Annotated in this window: 20 protein-coding genes; 18 read left to right on the top strand and 2 right to left on the bottom strand. The window is 32.8% G+C overall.

Annotated elements, in window-relative coordinates; translation table 11 throughout:
• Window positions 1-103: 103 nt before the first annotated feature.
• Entirely contained in the window at window positions 104-847 is a 744-nt protein-coding gene (locus LUA91_RS19570; protein ID WP_231427800.1) for a ScpA family protein, read from the bottom strand.
• Window positions 848-983: 136 nt separating this feature from the next.
• Window positions 984-1,112 carry a hypothetical protein gene (locus LUA91_RS20685; protein ID WP_255717837.1) on the bottom strand — a complete coding sequence of 43 codons (129 nt, stop codon included), beginning with the start codon at window positions 1,110-1,112 and terminating at the stop codon, window positions 984-986.
• Window positions 1,113-1,394: 282 nt separating this feature from the next.
• Between LUA91_RS20685 and dxs the strand changes: the two genes are divergently transcribed.
• From dxs to LUA91_RS19480, 18 genes are all read left to right on the top strand, one after another.
• Complete coding sequence (gene dxs / locus LUA91_RS19565; protein WP_231427799.1) at window positions 1,395-3,323, top strand: 1-deoxy-D-xylulose-5-phosphate synthase; 1,929 nt, start codon at window positions 1,395-1,397, stop codon at window positions 3,321-3,323.
• Between the two features lie 1,728 nt (window positions 3,324-5,051).
• The gene (locus tag LUA91_RS19560) at window positions 5,052-5,828 is read left to right on the top strand and encodes a polysaccharide biosynthesis/export family protein (RefSeq protein WP_231427798.1); all 777 of its coding nucleotides are present in this window, start codon (window positions 5,052-5,054) and stop codon (window positions 5,826-5,828) included.
• Between the two features lie 12 nt (window positions 5,829-5,840).
• Window positions 5,841-8,228, top strand: a complete 2,388-nt coding sequence (locus tag LUA91_RS19555) for a polysaccharide biosynthesis tyrosine autokinase (protein WP_231427797.1) — start codon at window positions 5,841-5,843, stop codon at window positions 8,226-8,228.
• Window positions 8,229-8,535: 307 nt separating this feature from the next.
• Window positions 8,536-8,937, top strand: a complete 402-nt coding sequence (locus LUA91_RS19550) for an FdtA/QdtA family cupin domain-containing protein (RefSeq protein ID WP_231427796.1) — start codon at window positions 8,536-8,538, stop codon at window positions 8,935-8,937.
• Window positions 8,927-9,343 (top strand): FdtA/QdtA family cupin domain-containing protein, encoded by a 417-nt coding sequence (locus tag LUA91_RS19545; RefSeq protein ID WP_231427795.1) that lies wholly within the window; start codon window positions 8,927-8,929, stop codon window positions 9,341-9,343. The genes LUA91_RS19550 and LUA91_RS19545 overlap by 11 nt, the downstream gene beginning before the upstream one ends.
• Window positions 9,336-9,830, top strand: a complete 495-nt coding sequence (locus LUA91_RS19540; RefSeq protein ID WP_231427794.1) for an acyltransferase — start codon at window positions 9,336-9,338, stop codon at window positions 9,828-9,830. The genes LUA91_RS19545 and LUA91_RS19540 overlap by 8 nt, the downstream gene beginning before the upstream one ends.
• 16 nt (window positions 9,831-9,846) lie before the next feature.
• Entirely contained in the window at window positions 9,847-10,380 is a 534-nt protein-coding gene (locus tag LUA91_RS19535; RefSeq protein ID WP_231427793.1) for a GNAT family N-acetyltransferase, read from the top strand.
• Between the two features lie 2 nt (window positions 10,381-10,382).
• On the top strand, window positions 10,383-11,486 hold the full coding sequence (locus LUA91_RS19530) for a DegT/DnrJ/EryC1/StrS aminotransferase family protein (RefSeq protein WP_231427792.1): 1,104 nt from the start codon (window positions 10,383-10,385) through the stop codon (window positions 11,484-11,486).
• Window positions 11,483-12,769 carry an O-antigen translocase gene (locus LUA91_RS19525; protein WP_231427791.1) on the top strand — a complete coding sequence of 429 codons (1,287 nt, stop codon included), beginning with the start codon at window positions 11,483-11,485 and terminating at the stop codon, window positions 12,767-12,769. Before LUA91_RS19530 ends, LUA91_RS19525 begins: the two co-directional genes overlap by 4 nt.
• Window positions 12,766-14,010, top strand: a complete 1,245-nt coding sequence (locus tag LUA91_RS19520) for a glycosyltransferase (RefSeq protein ID WP_231427790.1) — start codon at window positions 12,766-12,768, stop codon at window positions 14,008-14,010. Before LUA91_RS19525 ends, LUA91_RS19520 begins: the two co-directional genes overlap by 4 nt.
• A gap of 25 nt (window positions 14,011-14,035) precedes the next feature.
• Window positions 14,036-14,545 (top strand): CatB-related O-acetyltransferase, encoded by a 510-nt coding sequence (locus LUA91_RS19515; RefSeq protein WP_231427789.1) that lies wholly within the window; start codon window positions 14,036-14,038, stop codon window positions 14,543-14,545.
• Window positions 14,542-15,753: a glycosyltransferase family 4 protein gene (locus LUA91_RS19510; protein WP_231427788.1), complete on the top strand. Its 1,212-nt coding sequence runs from the start codon at window positions 14,542-14,544 to the stop codon at window positions 15,751-15,753. Before LUA91_RS19515 ends, LUA91_RS19510 begins: the two co-directional genes overlap by 4 nt.
• Window positions 15,754-15,762: 9 nt before the next feature.
• Complete coding sequence (gene wzy / locus LUA91_RS19505; RefSeq protein WP_231427787.1) at window positions 15,763-17,016, top strand: O-antigen polysaccharide polymerase Wzy; 1,254 nt, start codon at window positions 15,763-15,765, stop codon at window positions 17,014-17,016.
• Window positions 16,979-18,115 carry a glycosyltransferase family 4 protein gene (locus LUA91_RS19500; RefSeq protein WP_231427786.1) on the top strand — a complete coding sequence of 379 codons (1,137 nt, stop codon included), beginning with the start codon at window positions 16,979-16,981 and terminating at the stop codon, window positions 18,113-18,115. The genes wzy and LUA91_RS19500 overlap by 38 nt, the downstream gene beginning before the upstream one ends.
• Window positions 18,112-19,242: a glycosyltransferase family 4 protein gene (locus LUA91_RS19495; RefSeq protein WP_231427785.1), complete on the top strand. Its 1,131-nt coding sequence runs from the start codon at window positions 18,112-18,114 to the stop codon at window positions 19,240-19,242. Before LUA91_RS19500 ends, LUA91_RS19495 begins: the two co-directional genes overlap by 4 nt.
• Window positions 19,226-20,257, top strand: a complete 1,032-nt coding sequence (locus LUA91_RS19490) for a polysaccharide biosynthesis protein (RefSeq protein ID WP_231427784.1) — start codon at window positions 19,226-19,228, stop codon at window positions 20,255-20,257. Before LUA91_RS19495 ends, LUA91_RS19490 begins: the two co-directional genes overlap by 17 nt.
• Window positions 20,258-20,273: 16 nt before the next feature.
• On the top strand, window positions 20,274-20,702 hold the full coding sequence (locus LUA91_RS19485) for a WxcM-like domain-containing protein (protein ID WP_231427783.1): 429 nt from the start codon (window positions 20,274-20,276) through the stop codon (window positions 20,700-20,702).
• A gap of 9 nt (window positions 20,703-20,711) precedes the next feature.
• Window positions 20,712-21,830, top strand: a complete 1,119-nt coding sequence (locus LUA91_RS19480; protein WP_231427782.1) for an NAD-dependent epimerase/dehydratase family protein — start codon at window positions 20,712-20,714, stop codon at window positions 21,828-21,830.
• Window positions 21,831-21,852 lie beyond the last annotated feature (22 nt).

Below are 21,852 nucleotides of genomic sequence, written 5' to 3'. Positions count from 1 at the left end.
TGTGGTTCCCGAAAGTAAACAACAATAAATTTTCTAATTGAGTTATAAAACGATTAAAGTTTAGGCTTTAAGAAAAGGGGCGTGATCACATCAATAAAAAAGATTAAGTAAGTGATTTTACTTTAAAGTTATTGAAACCGCTGCCAATGGTTATTTCTACAATTTGTTGTTGCAGCATTTCCAAAATCGCAAGAAAGTTATAAACGAAATGCACCTTATTTTCGGAATTTTTGAGCACCATAGCAAAATCTATTTGCTTATTAATATCAAGTAAATTGGCTATGAAATGTTTCTGTTGTTCAATGGTATAAGGATATTGAATTACCGTGTGTTTAACTTCCTCACTTCGCAAATCGTACCTTTGCATCATTCTATGATAAACCGTAAGCAGTTTATATAAATCGAGCGATAGCAGTTCATCCTGATGAGAAGAAGTTTCGGCAGCTAAAGTTAAATCAAATTGTATGTTACCCCTTCGCTCCTGCTTCATCCTACGCTCCTCAAAAACCTTCATATCTTCAGCAGCAGACTTAAATTGCTTGTATGCAACCAATCGGGCAATTAAATCTTCTTCCGAATTAATTTCATTACCGGCTTCATCAACCTCTATACGCGGCAAAAGCATTTTCGACTTAATTCGCATCAATGTTGCCGCTACCAAAATAAATTCACTGGCTACTTCAACATTTAAAGCTAAAAGCTGATGAATATACGCCAGAAAATCATTCGTAATTTTTGCAATCTCGATGTCCTGGATATTTAATTCATCACGCTCTATAAAGAATAAGAGTAAATCGAAGGGCCCTTCGAAAACTGGAAGTTTGATTTCAAAATTCTCTGACTGCATTTATACAAAAATAACAAATAGCAGCGAGATGTGAATCTTAAATCCTTGTAACTAATCGTGATAAATGGACTTAATTAAATACCATTTGTTAGAATGTAGATAGTTTGTCTAGAATCCAAATGGAAAAGATATTTTTTTAATTATCTACCACAGATTTTTTAATTTTAACTACTTTACCTTGAGAATTATATTCATCAATGATTTCGTCGCCAATTTTCACTTTGTTAAGTTTATTGACTGATGTTGAGTGCGTTAAAGTTATCATAATATGTTTTTTTACTAAGGTGGATGTTTATAATATGAATCAAAAACCAAGTCGATCAACAAAATGATTTAAGATAACGGGTACAAAGATAAATAAACTATTACTTAAATCAGAATTTAAGACTAATTAATACTACAAATTTTAAGAGTTATTGCTATAATACGCCCGAATTTTTAGTGCTAATTTAAGTAAAAATTCGATCAAAAAACCATCGCTAAGATTTTCCTTTTGTATTAGAACAAAAATACCTTACTTTGTATCTTGTTTTTTACTCAAATCTGAATGCAAGTTAAAGCTGGCCCCCTATTATCTAAAATTAACTATCCTGCTGATTTAAAGCAGTATAGTGAATCTGACTTAGAACAAATAAGCCAAGAATTACGTCAATATATTATTGATATAGTAAGTGTAAATGGCGGCCATTTCGGCTCCAGTTTAGGCGTAGTAGAGCTAACTGTAGCTTTGCACTATGCTTTAAATACCCCCTATGATAAACTGGTTTGGGATGTCGGACACCAGGCTTATGGGCATAAAATTTTAACAGGACGCAGAGAATTATTCCATACCAATAGAATATATAAAGGAATAAGTGGGTTCCCGAAAATTTCTGAAAGTGAATATGATACTTTTGGCGTAGGCCACTCCTCTACCTCTATTTCTGCTGCTTTAGGCATGGCTGTAGCTTCCCAATTGAAGGGTGAAAGCAATAGGCAGCATGTTGCCGTAATTGGTGATGGCGCTATGACAGCTGGTTTGGCTTTCGAAGGTTTAAACCACGCTGGAATTGAAAATAGTAATGTGTTGGTTATCTTAAATGATAATTGCATGTCTATTGATCCGAACGTTGGCGCACTTAAAGAATATTTAACAAGCATTACCATATCAAAATCTTACAATCGCTTCCGCGATGATATTTCGAATGTATTGGCTGGTCTATCTAAACTTGGTCCTAATGCGCATAAGTATGTTAAAAAGATTGAAAAAAGCATCAAAGGAACACTTTTAAAGCAAAGTAATTTATTTGAAGCCTTGAACTTTAGGTATTTCGGTCCGGTTGATGGCCATGATGTTAAACGTTTAGCGCAAACGATAAAAGATTTATCTGCTATTCCTGGTCCGAAGTTATTACACTGCATTACCGTTAAAGGTAAAGGTTTTGCTTTAGCAGAAAAAGATCAAACGATCTGGCATGCCCCAGGTCTTTTTGATAAAATTACCGGTGAAATTAGAAAAAGCGTACCTGATAAGCCTCAACCTCCGAAGTATCAAGACGTTTTTGGCCATACCATGGTAGAATTGGCCGAGGCCAATGAAAAAATCGTAGGCATTACGCCGGCAATGCCATCTGGTTCATCATTAAATATTATGATGAAAGCCATGCCAAAACGTGCTTTCGATGTTGGTATTGCAGAGCAACATGCAGTTACGTTTTCGGCGGGTTTAGCTGCTCAAGGCCTAGTCCCTTTTTGCAATATCTACTCAAGCTTTATGCAACGTGCGTACGATCAGGTAATCCATGATGTAGCTATACAAAAACTGAATGTTGTGTTTTGTTTAGATCGGGCTGGTTTAGCAGGGGCTGATGGTGCAACACATCATGGCGCCTACGATATTGCCTATATGCGTTGCATCCCTAATCTTACCATTGCTTCTCCAATGAATGAAGAAGAATTAAGAAACCTGATGTTTACAGCACAACAGGAGCGCATGGGGCCATTTGTAATCCGATATCCTAGAGGAAACGGTGTGATGCCAGATTGGAAACGACCTTTTAAAGCTTTGGAAATTGGAAAAGGGCGAAAAATTTGCGACGGAGAAGATGTGGCTTTATTAACCATTGGCCATGTTGGCAATTTTGCCGTTGAAGCACGTTCGGAATTAAATAGCGAAGGTATATATCCTGGGCATTATGATTTAAGGTTTGTAAAACCTTTAGATGAAGAAATGTTGCATGAGGTTTTCTCCAAATATAAACACGTCATCACTATTGAAGACGGATCTCTACCAGGCGGCATCGGTTCGGCAGTACTTGAATTTATGGCCGACAATAGCTACAATTCGAACGTTGTTCGACTAGGTATTCCTGATCAATTTATTGAGCATGGTGAACAATCCGAACTTTGGTCAGAATGTGGATACGATAAGGACTCTATTGTTTCTGCTGTAAGGAAAGTTGGTTTTAAAAGATTAACGGATAGCATGGTGGGGTAGAAATATTTTCCCTACGTCTTCATTTACTAAGAAAACATAACAAGTTTATTCTCATTGAATAAACATTGAATAGCTTATTTTTAATATAAAATATGTCCTTAACTTTTAATTCAAACTGATAATATTCTAGTTACTATTCGCTAGAATTTTGGTGATTTATTGATGATTTCATATAGAGGATATTCTTTCAAAGCTGTCACTAGTAAATTTTGCACCTTATGCTAAGAGACAAAACAGGCACAAAATCATCATCTATCTTGACCTGTGTAAATTACATGATTGATTAAATCGAAATACTGTATCTTCTAAAATTGATACCTCATTCATTTGATCGATAAGACTTTAATCTGTTGCTTTAATAATTCTTATTTCCTTGTCCATAGCCAATAAAATGCTTTACACGGATTTGGGCAATTCTCTATTAAATTTCTGTATTTGCAAAGCTTAGGGGTAAGATTGAAGTGAAGTTAAAATTTTCATTTATAAGTTCCACATCAATACCTATTGGATGTTTTGAAACTACAATAATAACAAAATCGCCACTATGTGTCAAATTAAATTCGATACAATCCAGATAAGGCTTATTACTTGAACTGAATTTAAAAGCAATATTTTCTGGAAGAATATGTAAGAAAGATAATAATATTTATTTTAGAATATATCTTACACACATAAATCTTTTAAAATCGTCAAGCTTCATAAATTGATAGCTTTTGTAACCTCCTTTGCTGCCATTGTTTGCAAAAAAAAAGTTGATTCGAATAAGAAATATTAGTGTTAAATATCAATAAATATGAATTTTTATAAAAAATAGACAATTTCCTGAGATATCATGAACGATTAAATTAAATTTTTATTTAGGTGCTAACAAATTTTAACGTTTAGAATCCAAAAGTTGGTACTTTTCAAAGGTATTTATGACTTACACTATGAATACCGTTGCTTACAATTGGTTTGTTTCGAGTATATTCTTGATAATAACTTATCTGTTTGCTATGCAGATTACTTACGAAAGTGCATTGATGTGTAGCTCTGCGTACTAATGCATACATTAATGGTCAATTATTCAAGATTTATTAGGCGAAATTTTACTGAATTCGATTAACGACAATTTCCAGACGATTATTAATAAGCTATCATATAGTTGCTACACGATAGGCATGTCGAGATAAAATTTATAGGTTAGCTGGGTTGTAATCCGGAAAGGTAGCTTTTATCAGTCAAAAAAAGTCCCTCGATTGAAGTAATGGATCAGTGTGAATGAATGTGTTTTACTGAATCTTAAGTGCAGTAAAATTTGGCAAATTCTAATTCTTTTAATCTTAAAATAAGTCTCAAGCTATCCGATTCATTTTTAACTCCATCTCCTCACTATTACTAAATGAGAATGTAATGTAATACCTACGTTACTGCAATCTGTACAATCAGAGATCTGTGGTTCAAAACGTCTGATTATAATAGAAAATTTTATATGCCGATTTAAAACCGTCTTTGTGATAACTAGCGTCGAACCATTAAATGTGGATTTTAATCAACCGAAGATCTTTAGATAAATATTGCAGATTAATCGTTGTTTGCTAGAATATATAGACGCTTAATTATATCAGAAGCTAAACAAGATGTTTGGTAATTATATATAGCACATGCTAAAAAAAAATATGCTATGTTATTAATACATTTTTAATTCTACCTTTGTAATCTAAATTTAAAAAATTCTGTTTGTAACTTATGAAACAAATATATTATGTAATGATTTTGGCAGCAGTATTCAGTTCTTGTGGTGTTCGTTATAAATCAGTTCCGTATTTTCAAGATTTACGGGATAGTGGTATGGTACGTGAGCAGATAAAGAATTATTCTACGTTGAAAATACAAAAAGGTGATATTTTAGCTCTCACAATAACTAGTTTGAATCCTGAAGCATCAGCTATCTTCAACATGGGAAACACAAGTTCTGTACAAACTGCTCCTGGGAGCAGTCAAAGCCCTCAAAATGCAGCTAATGGATTTACTGTCGATCAACAAGGTGCAATTCAAATGCCTTTATTGGGATCGATAAATATTGAAGGATTTACACTTATAGAAGCAAGAGACTTAATAAAATCGAAATTGAATAATTACCTGAAAGAACCGGTATTAAGTTTACGACTAGTTAATTTCAAGGTGTCGATTTTGGGAGATGTGGCTAACCCTGGTGTTTATCCAATTCAAAACGAACGCGTTTCAGTCGCGGAAGCATTAAGCATGGCAGGAGATTTATCCATTACAGCATTAAGAAATAATGTGTTGTTAGTAAGGGAAGTACAGGGCGAGAGACAATACATTCGTTTAAACCTTCAAAAAAAAGATTTATTTAATTCTCCCTACTATTATTTACAGAATAACGATATTTTGTATATTCAACCCAGCAATGCCAAATACGCGAGTGTAGATTCTAGCTACAGAAATGTAGGCATTCTGCTATCCGTAGCTTCAATCGTAGTTCTTCTAATTACTCAATTATAATAGATTAAAGCAATGCTGAATAACGAAAGAGCTATCTCTCAATCCATTGGTAAAGATAATGGTAACAATTTTGATTTACAAAAACTAATAGGAAAATATATTTATCATTGGCCATTATTTCTTGTAGCAGTTATTATTACGCTGTCCATTGCCTTTATTTATCTTCGATATGCCAAACCAGTTTATAATATTAACAGTACGTTACTAATCAAGGATGACAAGAAAGGGAGAATGCCTAAAGAAGATATTTTGGACGAAATGGGGCTTTTTGGAGGCAATAAGGTTGTAGAAAATGAAATTGAAATCTTAAAATCTAAAACACTAATGCGTGTAGTCGTTGATAGGCTAAATTTAATGATTGGATATTACGCCAAAGGACGTGTAGTGGATGGAGATGTATATGGCTCACGTCCAATAAACTTTCTGCCTATTCAGATAGATAGTACATTGTATGAACAAGCCTTTGAGTTAAAATTTCCCGACCAATTGCATTATATTTTAATTGATAATAATGGTAAGCAAATTAGTGGTGAATTAGATAAAGTCCAAAATAATAGCATAGGAAGCTATAAAATTCAGCGTTTACCTAACTTCAGAAGAACTTATTCAAAACCATTAACTATTGTCATTCATGATCCTACTTCTGTAACTGAGGCATGCTTAGATAATTTGAATGTTAGCCTGCCAAATCAAGAAGCTTCTTTAATTGCTCTCAATTACAAAGCAACAATGCCGCAAAACGGGAAGGACATATTAAATACGCTTATACAAGTATATAACGATGCTGGATTATCTGACAAAAATAAAACTACAGAAAGTACGCTTAGGTTTATTGATGGACGTCTAAAACTTCTAACTGGAGAATTAACTGATGTAGAAAAGGAGGTTGAACTATTCAAAAGTAGCAGGGGCCTTACAAATCTCACAGACGATGCCGATTTATTTCTTGAAAACGTAAAAGCAAACGATGTTGGACTAAGTCAGGTAAATTTACAGATAGGAACAATAAAGGATGTCTTACGCTATGTTAATTCAACTTCTCCAGGAGAAAAATTACCGAGTACGTTTGGAATTGACGATCCAATTCTGTTGACACAGATTAGGCAGTTAAGTGAATTACAATTAAAGAGAGATCAGCTTTTGGCTACTACGCAAGCCAACAATCCATTGGTAGATCCTATTAATAAACAAATAGAGACGACGAGGGCGGGAATTCGTACCAACATTCAGAATATTGAAAACCTATTGCTAAATACTAAAAAACAATTGGAAGGGAATAATGCACAATTTCAAAGTTCAATAAAGAAGATTCCAGGACAAGAAAGGGCATATATTAGTATCAAACGCCAACAAACTGTAAAAGAAACCCTTTATTTATATCTTTTGCAAAAAAAGGAGGAAACCGCATTGTCATATGCTTCGTCTGTAACAGATACTAGGATAGTTGATGTGGCTAATGTAGCTAGAAGTCCTATTAGTCCCAAGAATGGAATGATTTATTTTATGGCAGTTCTTGTTGGTCTTATTTTGCCATCAGGTTATATTTATGCGAGGGATTTATTAAATGATAAGGTAACTGTTAATTCAGATATCACAGATGTCTCACAAATTCCGTTACTGGGAGAAATAATATATGATGAGGGAATTGAAGCTATTGTCGTTCAACAAAATAGCAGAAAAGCTATTGCGGAACAGTTTCGGTCTATTAGAACTAATATGCAATACCTATTAGGATCAGATAGTCGACATACTGGAAATACAACGCTGTTTACTTCCAGTATGTCTGGTGAAGGGAAAAGTTTTGTTGCCAGTAACTTGGCCACAGCATTTGCCGTTAGTGGTCGTAAAGTAATTCTACTGGAGTTTGATTTGAGAAAACCCAAAATTAGCAAATATCTGCAGCTTGAAGGCAAAGTGGGCCTTACTAATTATATCATTGGTAAAGCTTCTATAGCAGATATTATCCAACCCTCTGGAGTCCATCCCAATCTTTTTGTGATCGGCTCGGGAAACATTCCACCGAATCCAAGTGAACTATTACTATTGAAAGAAGTTGACGAGCTTATTAATTATTTAAAAAATAACTATGATGAAATCATAATTGACACCCCTCCTATTGGCTTAGTAACTGATGCTCAATTACTCGCGCGCCTAGCGGACATCACTATCTATTTAGTTAGACAAGGAGTTACATTTAAGCATCAAATACTACAACTTGATGCACTATATCATGAGCAAAAATTTCCAAAGTTAAATGTTATTTTTAACGGTATAAAATCTGGAGGTAGCCTTGGATATGGTTATGGATATGGGTATGGGTATGGGTATTATGATAATGAAAGCGAAAAACCTCACCGAAATTTAATGGGACTATTCAAAAGATTAAAAAATAGGATGTAGTTTAAACATATATTTTGTGTATTATTTACATTCACCCATTATTGGATGAGTATAAATCGTTTCAATAGATGCAGAGTTACAAACTTATTGATATTTGATTATTTTTAACCGCTTACTTTATTCTACTTGATTTTTAAAAAAAAAAAAACTTAAATGAAACGATATAGTACAAAGTTGCCATTATTATCAATAATATTGGATGTTTGATATTATGTTTAAATGAGATACAAGTTATAAACTAATTCTAAAATTTATTAAGATCGAGTTGAAGTTGCATCGTAGAATAATCTTTAAAAATTTTTTTTAAATGAATCCAAAACTAATTAACCTTCCAAAAATCGTAGATAAGAGAGGAAATCTGTCGTTTTTTGAATTTTCGGGACAGCTCCCTTTTGAAATTGCAAGAACCTATTGGATATATGATGTGCCTGGTGGGGAAATGAGAGGTAGTCATGCTTTCAGAGCGCAGAAAGAATTCATTGTCGCATTATCTGGGAGCTTTGATGTGGTATTAAATGATGGAAGCAAGATAGAAAAGTTCTCTTTAAATCGTTCCTACTTCGGTTTATATGTGCCAAGCATGTATTGGAGAAGCTTGGAAAATTTTTCGACGAATTCTTTAGCTTTAATTGTTTCAAATAAAGTTTATGATGAGGCAGACTACATTAGAAATTTTGATGATTTTAAAAAAATAAAAAATGTTCAATAATGTTGAAGATTGCCTTACAGTAGAATTGTCCATTGTTCACAATAAAAGTGGTAAGATAACAGTTTTAGAAAATAATAATGGAATCCCATTTGATATCAAAAGGATTTATTATTTATACGATGTCCCAATGGATGTATCAAGAGGTGGTCATGCACATTATGAGCTTCAGCAATATGTTGTGGCTGCCAGTGGGTCATTTACGTTTATATTAGATGATGGCAAAAACCGATCTGAGGTTTTTTTAAATCATCCAAATAAGGCGTTACATATAAAACCAGGGATTTGGAGGGAAATGAAAGGTTTTTCAAGCGGTAGTATATGCTTGGTACTAGCTTCAATGAAATATACAGAAGCAGATTACATAAGAGATTATAACGACTTTTTAAAATATAGAAGAAATGTTTGATATTCATCCATCATCCGAGGTACACACTAAAAATATAGGTGATAAAACTGTAGTCTGGCAATACTGTATAATTTTAGAGCACGCTGTTATTGGCCAGAATTGCAATATTAATTCCCATGTATTTGTTGAGAACGATGTAAAAGTTGGGAATAACGTTACAGTAAAATCAGGCGTACAATTATGGGACGGGGTAACGTTGGAGGATGATGTTTTCATTGGTCCTAATGTAACCTTTACAAATGATTTGGTTCCCCGTTCTAAGATACATAAACCGTATTTTGCTAAAACTTTGGTGCGAAAAGGTGCATCAATAGGAGCAAATTCTACAATTATTGCTGGAAACACCATAGGTGAAAATGCTTTGATTGGTGCAGGGAGTACGGTAACAAAGGATATTCCCGCCAATACGGTTTGGTTTGGCACACCTGCGATCTTTAGAGGGACTATCGATAAGGAAGGAAATATTAAATATGAAGACTTATTATAACTCTTAACTTTACAATATGATTTTAAAAGAACCTCTCATCGGAAAACATGTTTCACTGCGTTCTGCTGCTATTGATGATGCAGAATTTATATTAGATCTTCGTTTAGATCCGGAACGAAATCAATTCATAAATGCAACTCCACAATCGGTAGATAGTCAGAGAAATTGGATTGCTGATCAACTAATAAGAAGTGGAGACTATTATTTTATTTTAGAGAACAGGAGTGGAGAAAATGTAGGAACGGGTGGCATCTATAATATTATTGATGGCAAATTCAATTGCGGCCGATGGATTATAAAAAAGCACACCTCACCTGCTATCGCAATTGAAAGTATTGTTTTATCTTATCATTTTGCTTTCAATCAACTTCAGTTAGAAGTTGCAGAGTTTGAAGTAAGAAAAGATAATGTAAAAGTTGTTAATTTTCATCTTTCATATGGCGCTGTAAAAAAATCAGAAACAGACATTGATGTATTTTTCGAATTTCCTAAAAATAATTTTCATGAAATGTTACAGAAGTTTCGAAATTTTCATACATTAAATTATTAACAATGATAAAGTTTTTAGATCTGCAAAAAATAAATCTCATACACCAAAAGGAGATTGAAAAAAAATTGATTGATACATATCGGACAGGTTGGTATCTTTTAGGTAATGAAGTCAAAAATTTTGAAAAAAATCTGGCAAAATACATAGGAGTTTCTCATGCAATAGGTGTAGCAAATGGTTTAGATGCTTTAAGGTTGATTTTGCGGGCATATATTCAGCTTGGTATCATGAAAGCAGGTGATGAAGTTATTGTTCCCGCAAATACATATATAGCATCTATTTTGGCAATTTCTGATAATGGATTAGTTCCTATACTTGTAGAACCCGATTTAAATAATTTTAATATCAATATATCAAAAATTAAAGAAAAAATAACTCAGAAAACTAAAGCGATTATGATTGTTCATTTGTATGGACGGGTTATCTTCTCGTCTGAACTCTCAGAAATTGCTGAACAGCACAGTCTCAAAATAATTGAAGATAATGCTCAGGCAATAGGTGCAGAATATAGTAACATTAAAACAGGTGGCTTAGCTGATGCTGCAGGGTTTAGTTTTTATCCTGGTAAAAATTTAGGAGCTTTGGGCGATGGTGGTGCTGTTACAACCAATGACGATGAATTGGCAACCACAATTCGTGCGCTTGCAAATTACGGATCTAATGAAAAGTATGTCAATGTATTTCAAGGATTAAATTCGCGATTAGATGAAATCCAAGCTTCTGTACTAGACATCAAATTAAAATATATTGACAGTGATAATCAGAAAAGAAAAATTATAGCAAAGAGGTATATTTCGGAAATTAGAAATTCAAAGATTACTCTCCCGGAATTACCTGCTAATGAAAATGAGCATGTTTGGCATTTATTTGTTATAAGAACTAAAGAGAGGCAAGCATTACAGGACTACTATTCAGACAATGGCATCCAAACCTTAATTCACTACCCTATCCCACCGCATAGACAGGGGGCATTTAGGGAAATGAATCATTTGGTTTTTCCAATTACTGAAAAAATACATAGTGAGGTGCTAAGTTTACCTATAAGCCCGGTAATGACTGAGGATGATGTAGATATAGTTATCAACAAAACTAATCAATACCAGTGATAAAAAAGATCGGACACATTCTTTCAAAAGATGTTGTAAAAGTTTTTTCGTTGAATGCTATGGCTACCTTAGTTAAAATGCTAACAAGCTTTGTAAGTATTAAAATTGTAGCAGTACTTATAGGCCCAGCTGGAATAGCATTATTAGGTCAGCTATCAAATTTTTCCTCTATTTTCTTATCATTATCTACGGGCGGTATTAATAGCGGAGTAACCAAATATGTTGCACAACATCAAAATTCTCCCAAAAAGATAGAACTTTATTTACAAACATCAGTCTGGATTACAATAATTTGTACAATTATTGGCAGCATAGTTCTGATTTTAGGGTCTGGATATTTTTCTCATCTAATTCTTAATGATACTAAATTTCAATCTATAATTATAGTATTTGGGATTACGCTAATTCTATACGCAGCAAATAACTTGCTGTTATCTGTTCTGAATGGATACAAACATTTTAAACTGTATGTAAGAATAAATATGCTGGGAAGCATTTTAAGCCTTCTATTCTCTGCTATTTTAGCATACTTTTATGGTATTTATGGGGCATTATTAGCATCTATAACATATCAATCAGTTGTTTTTATCGTCACCTTTTTATATTGCCTTAAATGTAAATGGTTCACAATTAAAAGCTTTTTTGGGAGATTCAGTAAATTCGCAGGAATACGTTTAGCTCACTATTCTGCCATGGCTCTTGTGAGTGCGGCGACTGTACCGGTTAGTCAACTTATTGTAAGAAGCAGAATTGTTCAGCACGCTTCGTTACATGATGCGGGCATTTGGGAGGGTGTTAATAAAATTTCTGGAATGTATCTTATGGTTATTACAACATCTCTAGCCATTTACTATCTGCCAAGATTTTCAGAATTAGTAAAGCATAGTGAGTTGAGGAGGGAGGTCATATCTGCATACAGACTTATTATTCCTATTTTGGTAATTATATCTTTAAGTATTTTTTTCCTTCAGAAATGGATAATTCTTATTTTATTTAATTCTGAATTTTTATCTATGAAGGAGCTTTTTCCTTTCCAATTAATTGGTGATTTTTTTAAGATAGCTGGTTGGATTTTATCTTTTCAGATGGTGGCTAAATCAATGAGTAAAATGTATGTGATAACTGAATTATTATCAAGTGTATGCTTTGTTGTAATATCATTTCTATTAGTAAATCGATATGGAGTCTACGGCGCCACGGTTTCTTATGCTATAACTTATATATTCTATTTTATTCTAATGGTAATGATTTTTAGAAAGCTAATCTTTAATCGAGAGCAATGAAAGTTTCTATATACAACCCAGCCCGTCAGATGGGTGGCAGTGATATTTTACTCGCAAACTTAACTGTGCTCCTATCTGGAAAGCCTGGTATAGATTTAGATTACATCGAATTTTCAAATGGGCCAACCATAGAATATGTAAACAAAGGAAATCCGAATTGCAATATCGTCTATGTTAAGGAAGATGGAAAAATACATATTGAAGAAGGTATTGTTGTCTTAATATTATTACATGCAAAGTTAATCGGAAATATTATTACGTTGGGTCAAAGTGTAAGATTAGCATTTTGGTCAACACATCCCGAGGATGGGATAAAAATACTTCCTTTATTCAATCTTTTCTACAAAAAAAATGAGCCATACAGAAAAATAATCGCCACCCTTACGACACCTATACAAAAAGCTAAGACGAAAAAGTTTTTTGAGATTGGAATGCAATCCAAAGGTACAATTTGGATGGATAAATGTAACTATGACTATAATAGCTATTTTTATAATTTAAAATCTATAGAACCAACATATTGGCCACTAATTACTTCAGATCCTGTAGCACCAAGGAGAAAAGAATATCAAATTTCAGCTCATAGAAAAATTAATATCTGCATTTTAGGAAGAGTAATTGATTTTAAAATTACACCTTTAATCAGTCTGCTACCTACAATTACACTTTTTAGTGATTCAATTAAATTTCACATAATTGGGTCTGGAGAATATGAAAACTATTTAACAGAAAGTTTTGACAAATATGGTTTTAGCTATAACTTTGTTGGCCATGTATCTAAGGATCAATTGGACTTTGAACTCTTAAAATATGATATAATTCTTGGAATGGGAACATCTGTGTTGGAAAGTGCAAAGTTGGGAATCCCAAGTATGGTGATGAATGGTTCCTATTCTGAACTAAAAAAGAAAGATTTAAAATATGAATGGCTACATAACTGCCCGCCGAGTTTTGTAGGAGAGGTGATTTTTTTGAAAAATCAAGATAATACACTTACTAAAGATTTTGATTTATTGTTTCGTCAGTTTTATGAGGAAAATGAAAGTATCGGAAACGCATGCTATAAGCATTGGGAAAAATATTATAGCCAACATTCATTTTTAAGTAAAGTGACTAAAGACCTCTCAGAAAACACATTGTATTACCACAAGATAAGGCCATTATTGAAGCTTACTCTTATTAGTACAATTGTAAACAAACTAAAGCGTTTACTTTCCTCAAAAAAAGGTTTAATAAGATAATGATTACAGTGTTAAGTTTCTACTCGTGAAATTTTTAGTGGTTGATTTATTTAATAAAATTAAAAGAATTCAGGGTTATTTATACTGGAATTTCAAGGGTGTGAGAGTTTCAGATTCTTCTTATGTTTCTATGAAAGCTAATCTTATAAAATGTTCCGTTTTCGGTAAGTCTATGATATTAGACGAAGCTATTATAGGAGCTCACAGTTATTTGACTGACGCCTACGTTCAACATGCAACTATCGGGTCATATTGTAGCATTGCTCCCGGTGTAAAGATCGGATTGGAAGAGCATGATACTGAAAATTTTTCAACACATCCTAGTAACTATGATAGTAAATCCTTTGTGCAAAGCAAAGGTAGGGTTCTTATTGGGGATCATATTTGGTTAGGAGCTAACTCTATCATATTACAAGGTGTGAAAATTGGAAACCATGCAGTTATTGCTGCTGGAGCGGTAGTTACCAAAGATGTACCAAATGGAGAAATTTGGGGAGGAGTACCTGCAAAATTCTTAAAGACAAGAAATTCATGAAATACATTGTAGTACATGCAGGTAGAAGAGATGATTATCAAGTTGCTTTAGCGCTTGCTGAAAATGATTCATTAAAATATTTGGTAACAGATTTTTATGTTCCATTTGACTCAATCTTATTTGGTGTCATATTAAGATCAATGCCTGATTTTGTACTTTCAAAACTTAGTAAAAGATATAAAAAGGGACTAAGCAGTCGTTTTACTGTAATTAGTTTTTTATCAATCTTCTTCGAATTTTTATTGGTTTTGACCAAAAATGTTAAATATAGTACACTGAAGGATAAGGCTCTGGGCGATAAGGCAAGAAAACTATCAATAAAATATAATGTCCCTATATTAAGCATGAATACTTATGCAAAATATGCATTTGAACAAAATCCAATTAATCCCAAGGTGTTATTCCAATTTCATCCACATACCACTTTTGTGAAGAATTTATTGGAAGATGAAATGAAGATAAATCCATTATCTAAAATATCTATTTTGCAGGAGTATGAATTTTCAGTCTCAGAAGGTGTGTTGAGCAATCTCTCGCAGGAAATTTACCTAGCCGATCATATAATTTGTGCAAGTAGTGTCACTGCAAAATCTCTAAAGGCAGAGGGAATAAATGAGGAGACGATAAAGGTCATTCCATATGGAGTAGAGTTATCAAAATTTAAGTATAAATGTAGAGAATTGTTTATAAAGGATTCAGTCTTTAAAATTGTATTTGTGGGCAGTTTAAATCAAAGAAAAGGTATCACTTACTTACTAAATGCAATTAAAACGATCCCCAATATTGAATTAAATATTATAGGAAGAGGGATATTTGATGAAAATTTGATTCGAGATTCTGGGATAAAAATAAATATATATAAAAATATCCCCCATTCAGAAATGATCTCATTATTACATGAATCTCATTGTTTTGTTTTGCCGTCTTTAATTGAAGGGTTCGGACAAGTCATACTTGAAGCAATGTCTACTGGTATTCCTGTGATTGCTTCTGAAAATACAATTGCATCCGATATAGTTGTTGATGGTAGAAATGGTTTCTTAGTTCCGATAAGAAATTCTCAAGTTATTAAAGAAAAAATACAATATTTGATACACAATCCAAAAAAAATTAATGAAATCGGAAAAGCAGGATTTATCACATCCCAGAAGCTGAGCTGGGATACTTTTAGAATGAATTTAATTAGTCATCTACAAAGTATCTCTTAATAAAAAACTATGGAATTTTATATACTCGGAGGTTTATTCTTATCAGGTTTATTTATTGTAACAAAAGATTTTAGGAAACATTTTTTGATGTTTTTTATTCTTATTGTTTATTTCATCTGCTTTTTTTTAGGGCCTCTGAATTCTATAAGTTTGAATAGATACTATCATCTTGGCGGTAATTTTAAGGATGGATTTTACGATACGCTACAATTATATTGTATCGGGATCTTTTTTTTATTAGTAGGCTATAACATCTCTTTTAAAACTACCCAAATACAATTGGTGTCAAAAAAAAACACCTTTCTAAATCCTAACTACAAGTATTACACATGGCTATTTTTCATTTCCTTGGTGGCAATGATCAAAAGGAATGTTGATGAAGACGCGTATGGTGGCGGAATTTTTAACTACTTGATGTTTCTTGGTGATTCCTTAATCTTAGCTTTCATTATCATAATATATGAGAAAAGTTTTAACAAGCCATGGCAATGGTTATTAATGGGACTTACAATTTTTTGCTATATGCTTTTAGGTTTTAGGTATAGGATATTATTGCTAATTATTGGCATTATCTATCATTTTGTTGTAACAAGTCGTCTCTCACTTCAAACTATTATTAAATGGATCTTAATTGGCTCCATTATTTCATATGCTGTCAATTTTATAACATTAAATAGAACTGCTTTGAAAACGTTAGAATTTAATAACGTTACTTTTGAATCAAAGGTTCAAAATGGTCTTTCCCCCTACCAATTAATAATGAATCAAACTGATAATTATAAGACTGAAATGCTGGTAGTAAAATATATGAGAGATAATAATATAGACTTTGATTATGGGGAATCTATGTTTGCCCATATCCTAATCAGAATCATCCCTGCATCTTTTTTTGAGAACAATAAAAAGCCCAGTATACCACAAAGTGATATAATTAAGAAATCATTTAATTCAAAGGAAGGGAGATATGCTGGCGCAGCTGTATCAAATGTTATAGAATTTTATATTGCGTTTGGTATTTTCGGAATCATATTTTTCATGACAGTATTAGGCGTATTTATAGGTTATATTTCAAAAAGAACAGTTCTAAATGAGCCAAGAGGGCGTGTAGTGATCGTAATGATTGCTATGGTTATGTTTCAAGAAATTACTCGCGGTTATTTACCACAAAATGTAACATTGTTAGTATTTTTGCTTTTAACACTGAAACTATTTTATAAAACCAATTATGTTAGTAGTAGTCACAAATATACCAACGCCCTATAGAACATCATTTTTCAACGTGCTTGAGGAAGAATTAGTACAATTTGATGAAAGTTTGCATGTGATCTACTGTGCTAAAACTGAGCCTGGAAGATTTTGGAAATTTAACGCAGAACAGAATAAATATTCATATACATTTTTGAAAGGATTCCATCCGGAATTTAAAGGATTTTATCCACATATAAATTTTGGCTTGATTTCGTGTTTGAAAAAGCTGAAACCTGACAGTATATTGCTAGCAGGGAGTTGGAATGCGCCTGCGACTATAAATGTCCTCTTAAACAGACATAATTTTAGCTGTCCCATTCTTTTTTGGAGTGAGGGGCACATTGATGCACAAATAAGTTCAAATAGATATGTAGATCTTTTTAGGAGAAAAACATTAAATAATATTAAGTACTTCGTAGTGCCAAATTTAAAGTCAAAAGAATATATTCACCATTATAATAATGATGCAATTATAGGCTTCCTGCCCAACACGGTCGACGAAGAATTTTTCTCACTCTCCAGTAATGATTCAAAAATTAATAGCCGGAATAAAAAAAACTTACCTTTAGACAAAACAATAATTGTTTTAGTATCCTCATTAGATCGGCGGAAAGGTGTTTTAGAATTTTACAATGCGTTTAAAAAATCAAATTTCAAAAATCTTTACACTGTACAAATAGGTAGTGGGGAATTTTTTGATATCCTGAAAGAAAAAATAACTGCAGACAATTTTTCAGATAGTTATACCCTTACAGGTCAATTAGAAGCACAAGAAGTAAAAGAATATCTAATTGCTGCTGATGTATTTGCACTTCCCACAAAATCGGACCCTAATCCTTTAAGTGCGATAGAAGCTGCATTTCTGAAAAAATCCCTTTTAATTTCTTCAAAAGCAGGAAATGCCAAAGATCTCATTTTAGAGAGTGAAAATGGCTGGATCATAAACGAAATTGTGGAAGATGACTTGATTGCAAACATAAATAAAATTGCAATGACTGAAACTTCAAAATTAGAAGAAATGGGTAAAAAATCTTTTGAAATAGTTTCAGCATCTTTTACAAGAAAAAAAGCAGCACAAAATCTTATAACGTTTATAAAAAGCTTAAAGAAATGAAATTAATAATTGATAATTCTAATCTTTTTGCCGGGGGCGGTATGCAAGTTGCAGCCTCTTTTCTTAGAGATTTGAAGAACATGAATCTTTTGGATGATTTTCATGTGATCCAATCAGTTAATTGTTCTGAAATTGTTGATGATAAAATTTTTCCAGATAATTTTAAATTTTATCATTTAGATAAATCTGAAGAAAAGTCTAAAGCGAAAAGAATTACCAGCGTTAAAAAAATAGAAGATACTGTAAATCCTGATTGTATTTTTACGCTTTTTGGCCCTTCATATCATAAAAGCAAATTCCCTAAATTAGTTGGATTTGCCATTCCTTTTATTATTTATCCAGAGTCACCCTTCTTCAAACAGATATCCTTGAAGGAAAGAATTTATTATAGAATATTATCTGTGATTAAAACCTATGCCTTTAAAAAGTATGCTGATGCTTTGATATTTGAAACGGAAAATGCAAGAAGGATTTTTTCTCGTAAAAAAAAATTCAAAAAATATACTTTTACGGTTGGAAATACACTTAATGAAATTTTCACAAAACCCGATCATTGGATTGATTTCGAAAATTTGCCATTAGGTTCATGTAATATTTTATTTTTGACTGCAAATTATCAGCATAAAAACATGTTGATATTACCAGATGTCATTAGAATACTCAAAGACAAATTCGATTTGAAAGATTTCAAATTTTTAATTACACTGAATAAAAATGACATAAATTTGCCTGAATTCTGCAACGAAAATATAGAATATTTAGGAAAGGTCGATTTAGAAAAAATTCCTTCACTGTATAAGCATTCCGATATTGTTTTTATTCCGACACTCTTAGAAGTATTTTCTGCTACATACTTGGAAGCAATGTGGATGAAAAAGCCTATAATAGCATCAGATTTAGAATTTTCTCAAGATATCTGTGGAGATTCTGCGCTTTTTTGTGAACCAATAAATCCTGAATCTTATGCCGAAGCTATCTTTCGACTTATAACTGACGAAAGTCTTACAAATTTACTGGTAAGGAAAGGAACTGCGAACTTAAAACGTTTCGGAACAAGCATGGACAGAACAAATAGTTATCTTAATATTATTAAAAAGCTTATTAAAGAGCATGGAAATTCAAAATAAAACACTACTAATTACGGGAGGTACGGGCTCGTTCGGAACTGCTGTTCTCAATCGATTTCTACACACAGACCATTTCAAAGAAATTCGTATTTTCTCTCGTGATGAGAAAAAACAAGATGACATGAGGAATCAATACAAAAACGATAAGATTAAATATTATATCGGCGATGTTAGAGATTATTCAAGTGTTGAGCCTGCGACAAGGGGTGTTGATTACGTATTTCATGCAGCAGCCCTTAAACAGGTCCCTTCATGTGAATTTTTCCCAATGCAGGCGGTGAAAACAAATGTCGAAGGAACACAGAATGTTATTCGGGCAGCAACGGCAAACAAAGTTCAGAAGGTTATTTGCCTCTCAACAGATAAAGCAGCATATCCAATTAATGCCATGGGAATTTCCAAGGCAATGATGGAAAAGGTGGCTGTTGCAGAATCAAGAAATACAACAGAAACTGTGGTTTGTCTAACACGTTATGGAAACGTTATGGCATCGCGGGGCTCTGTGATTCCTTTATTTCTAAATCAGATTCAGAAAGGCAGTCCAATTACAATCACAGATCCTAACATGTCTAGATTTTTTATGTCTTTAGAAGATGCAGTCGATTTGGTTCTATTTGCCTTTGAACATGCTAACCCTGGAGACCTATTTGTTAATAAGGCTCCAGCAGGAAGCATTGGTGATTTAGCCAAAGCATTAATTGAATTAACAGGCAAGGAAGTACCTATTAAAGTGATTGGAACTCGTCATGGCGAGAAATTATACGAGACATTGTGTACCCGGGAAGAAATGTCAAAAGCCGAAGACATGGGTAATTTCTATCGTGTTCCTGCAGATAACCGCGACTTAAATTATGCACAGTATTTCTTTGAGGGTGAGGAGGAAGTTGCCCAAATTGAAGATTATCATTCGCACAATACACAACAACAAGGAGTTGAAGGTCTTAAAAGGCTGATCTCTACTTTGCCATTAATTCGAAAAGAAGTTTTTGGAGAAGACGTAATGCAATATCCGTAAATCAAAATATCCTATAGTGTTACTTCAGGGAAAAAGTCATAAAGATGATCGAGGAATTCTTACATTCAATAATGAATTCGATGCATCAGGAATTACAAGAATTTATACCATTGAAAATCATTCACCGACATTTATTAGGGGTTGGCAGGGTCATAAAATAGAACAACGATGGTTTGCCTGTATGAATGGAAGTTTTGAAATTTTAGTCATTAAAGTTGATGATTTTATGAAGCCATCGAGAGATTTAACAATTCAGAAATATTGTTTGACCGATGAAGTATTAACTTATCTGCACATTCCCGCAGGCTGTATAACTGCGATTAAGTCCGAATACTTAGGAAGTAAACTCTTGATTTTAACAGATCATAGATTGGGTGAAGTAAATGATGAATATAGATATGATTTAAATTATTTTAATGAAATTAATTGCAAAATTAAAAGCTAAACATAACTCATGAAGAAAATAGGAATTACAGGTCAAAATGGTTTTGTCGGCAGACATTTATATAATACGTTGGGATTATTTCCAGGAGATTTTGAAAGAATTGATTTTCATAAAGAATATTTTGTAAATGAGGGCGAACTGGATGACTTTGTCTTGCAATGTGATGTAATCATCCACCTAGCCGCGATGAATCGTCATGAAAGGGAGCAATTTATATATGAAACAAATGTAGGCTTAACTAAAATATTAATTGATTCATTAGAAAGAACAGGTTCTAAAGCTCATGTTATTTTTTCTTCCTCTACCCAAGAGGAAAGAGATAATTTATATGCAAAATCAAAAAAGGCAGGGAGAGAAGCTCTAGCAAACTGGGCCACGGAAAACGATGGCAAAATTACAGGATTAATTATTCCAAATGTTTTTGGAGCTTTCGGCAAGCCTTTCTATAATTCATTTATTTCTACATTTTGTTACCAATTAACTCATGGCGATGTGCCGACTATTGTAACAGACGGAGAAGTAAAATTAATTTATGTTCAGGAACTAGTTGATATTATTATTGATAAAATTAAAGAGTGCAGCAATGAACCCGAATTTTTTATTAATGCAACTTCAACTAAAAATGTGTCTGAAGTTTTAGCATTATTGAATGATTTCAAAATAAAATATTTTGATGGCGGGGAAATTCCTTTAATTAATAGTTCGTTTGAACATAACTTATTTAATACTTTCAGGTCTTATATTGATTACGCAACACATTATCCCATAAAATTTACACAACACATAGACCCTCGAGGAGCTTTTGTGGAGGTGATTCGTCTCGGTATTGGAGGACAATGTTCATTTTCGACAACAGTTTCGGGCATAACACGTGGAAATCATTATCACACGAGAAAAATTGAACGATTCGCTGTTATTAAGGGAAAAGCATTAATTCAATTAAGAAAAATCGATAATGATGAAATTCTGGACTTTTACGTTGATGGAATTGAACCAGCTTATGTTGATATGCCAATTTGGTATACACATAATATAAAAAATATCGGAGAAGAAGAATTATTTACCATTTTCTGGATAAATGAAGCGTTTAACCCTGAAAATACTGATACTTATTTTCTTGAAATATAATTTCATAAACAACTTAATTTAG

It is taken from the genome of Pedobacter sp. Leaf250 (assembly GCF_920984735.1).
Taxonomy (GTDB): Bacteria; Bacteroidota; Bacteroidia; order Sphingobacteriales; family Sphingobacteriaceae; genus Pedobacter.
Note: the sequence above shows the minus strand (reverse complement) of the source record. Positions and strands in the feature narration are given on the sequence as shown.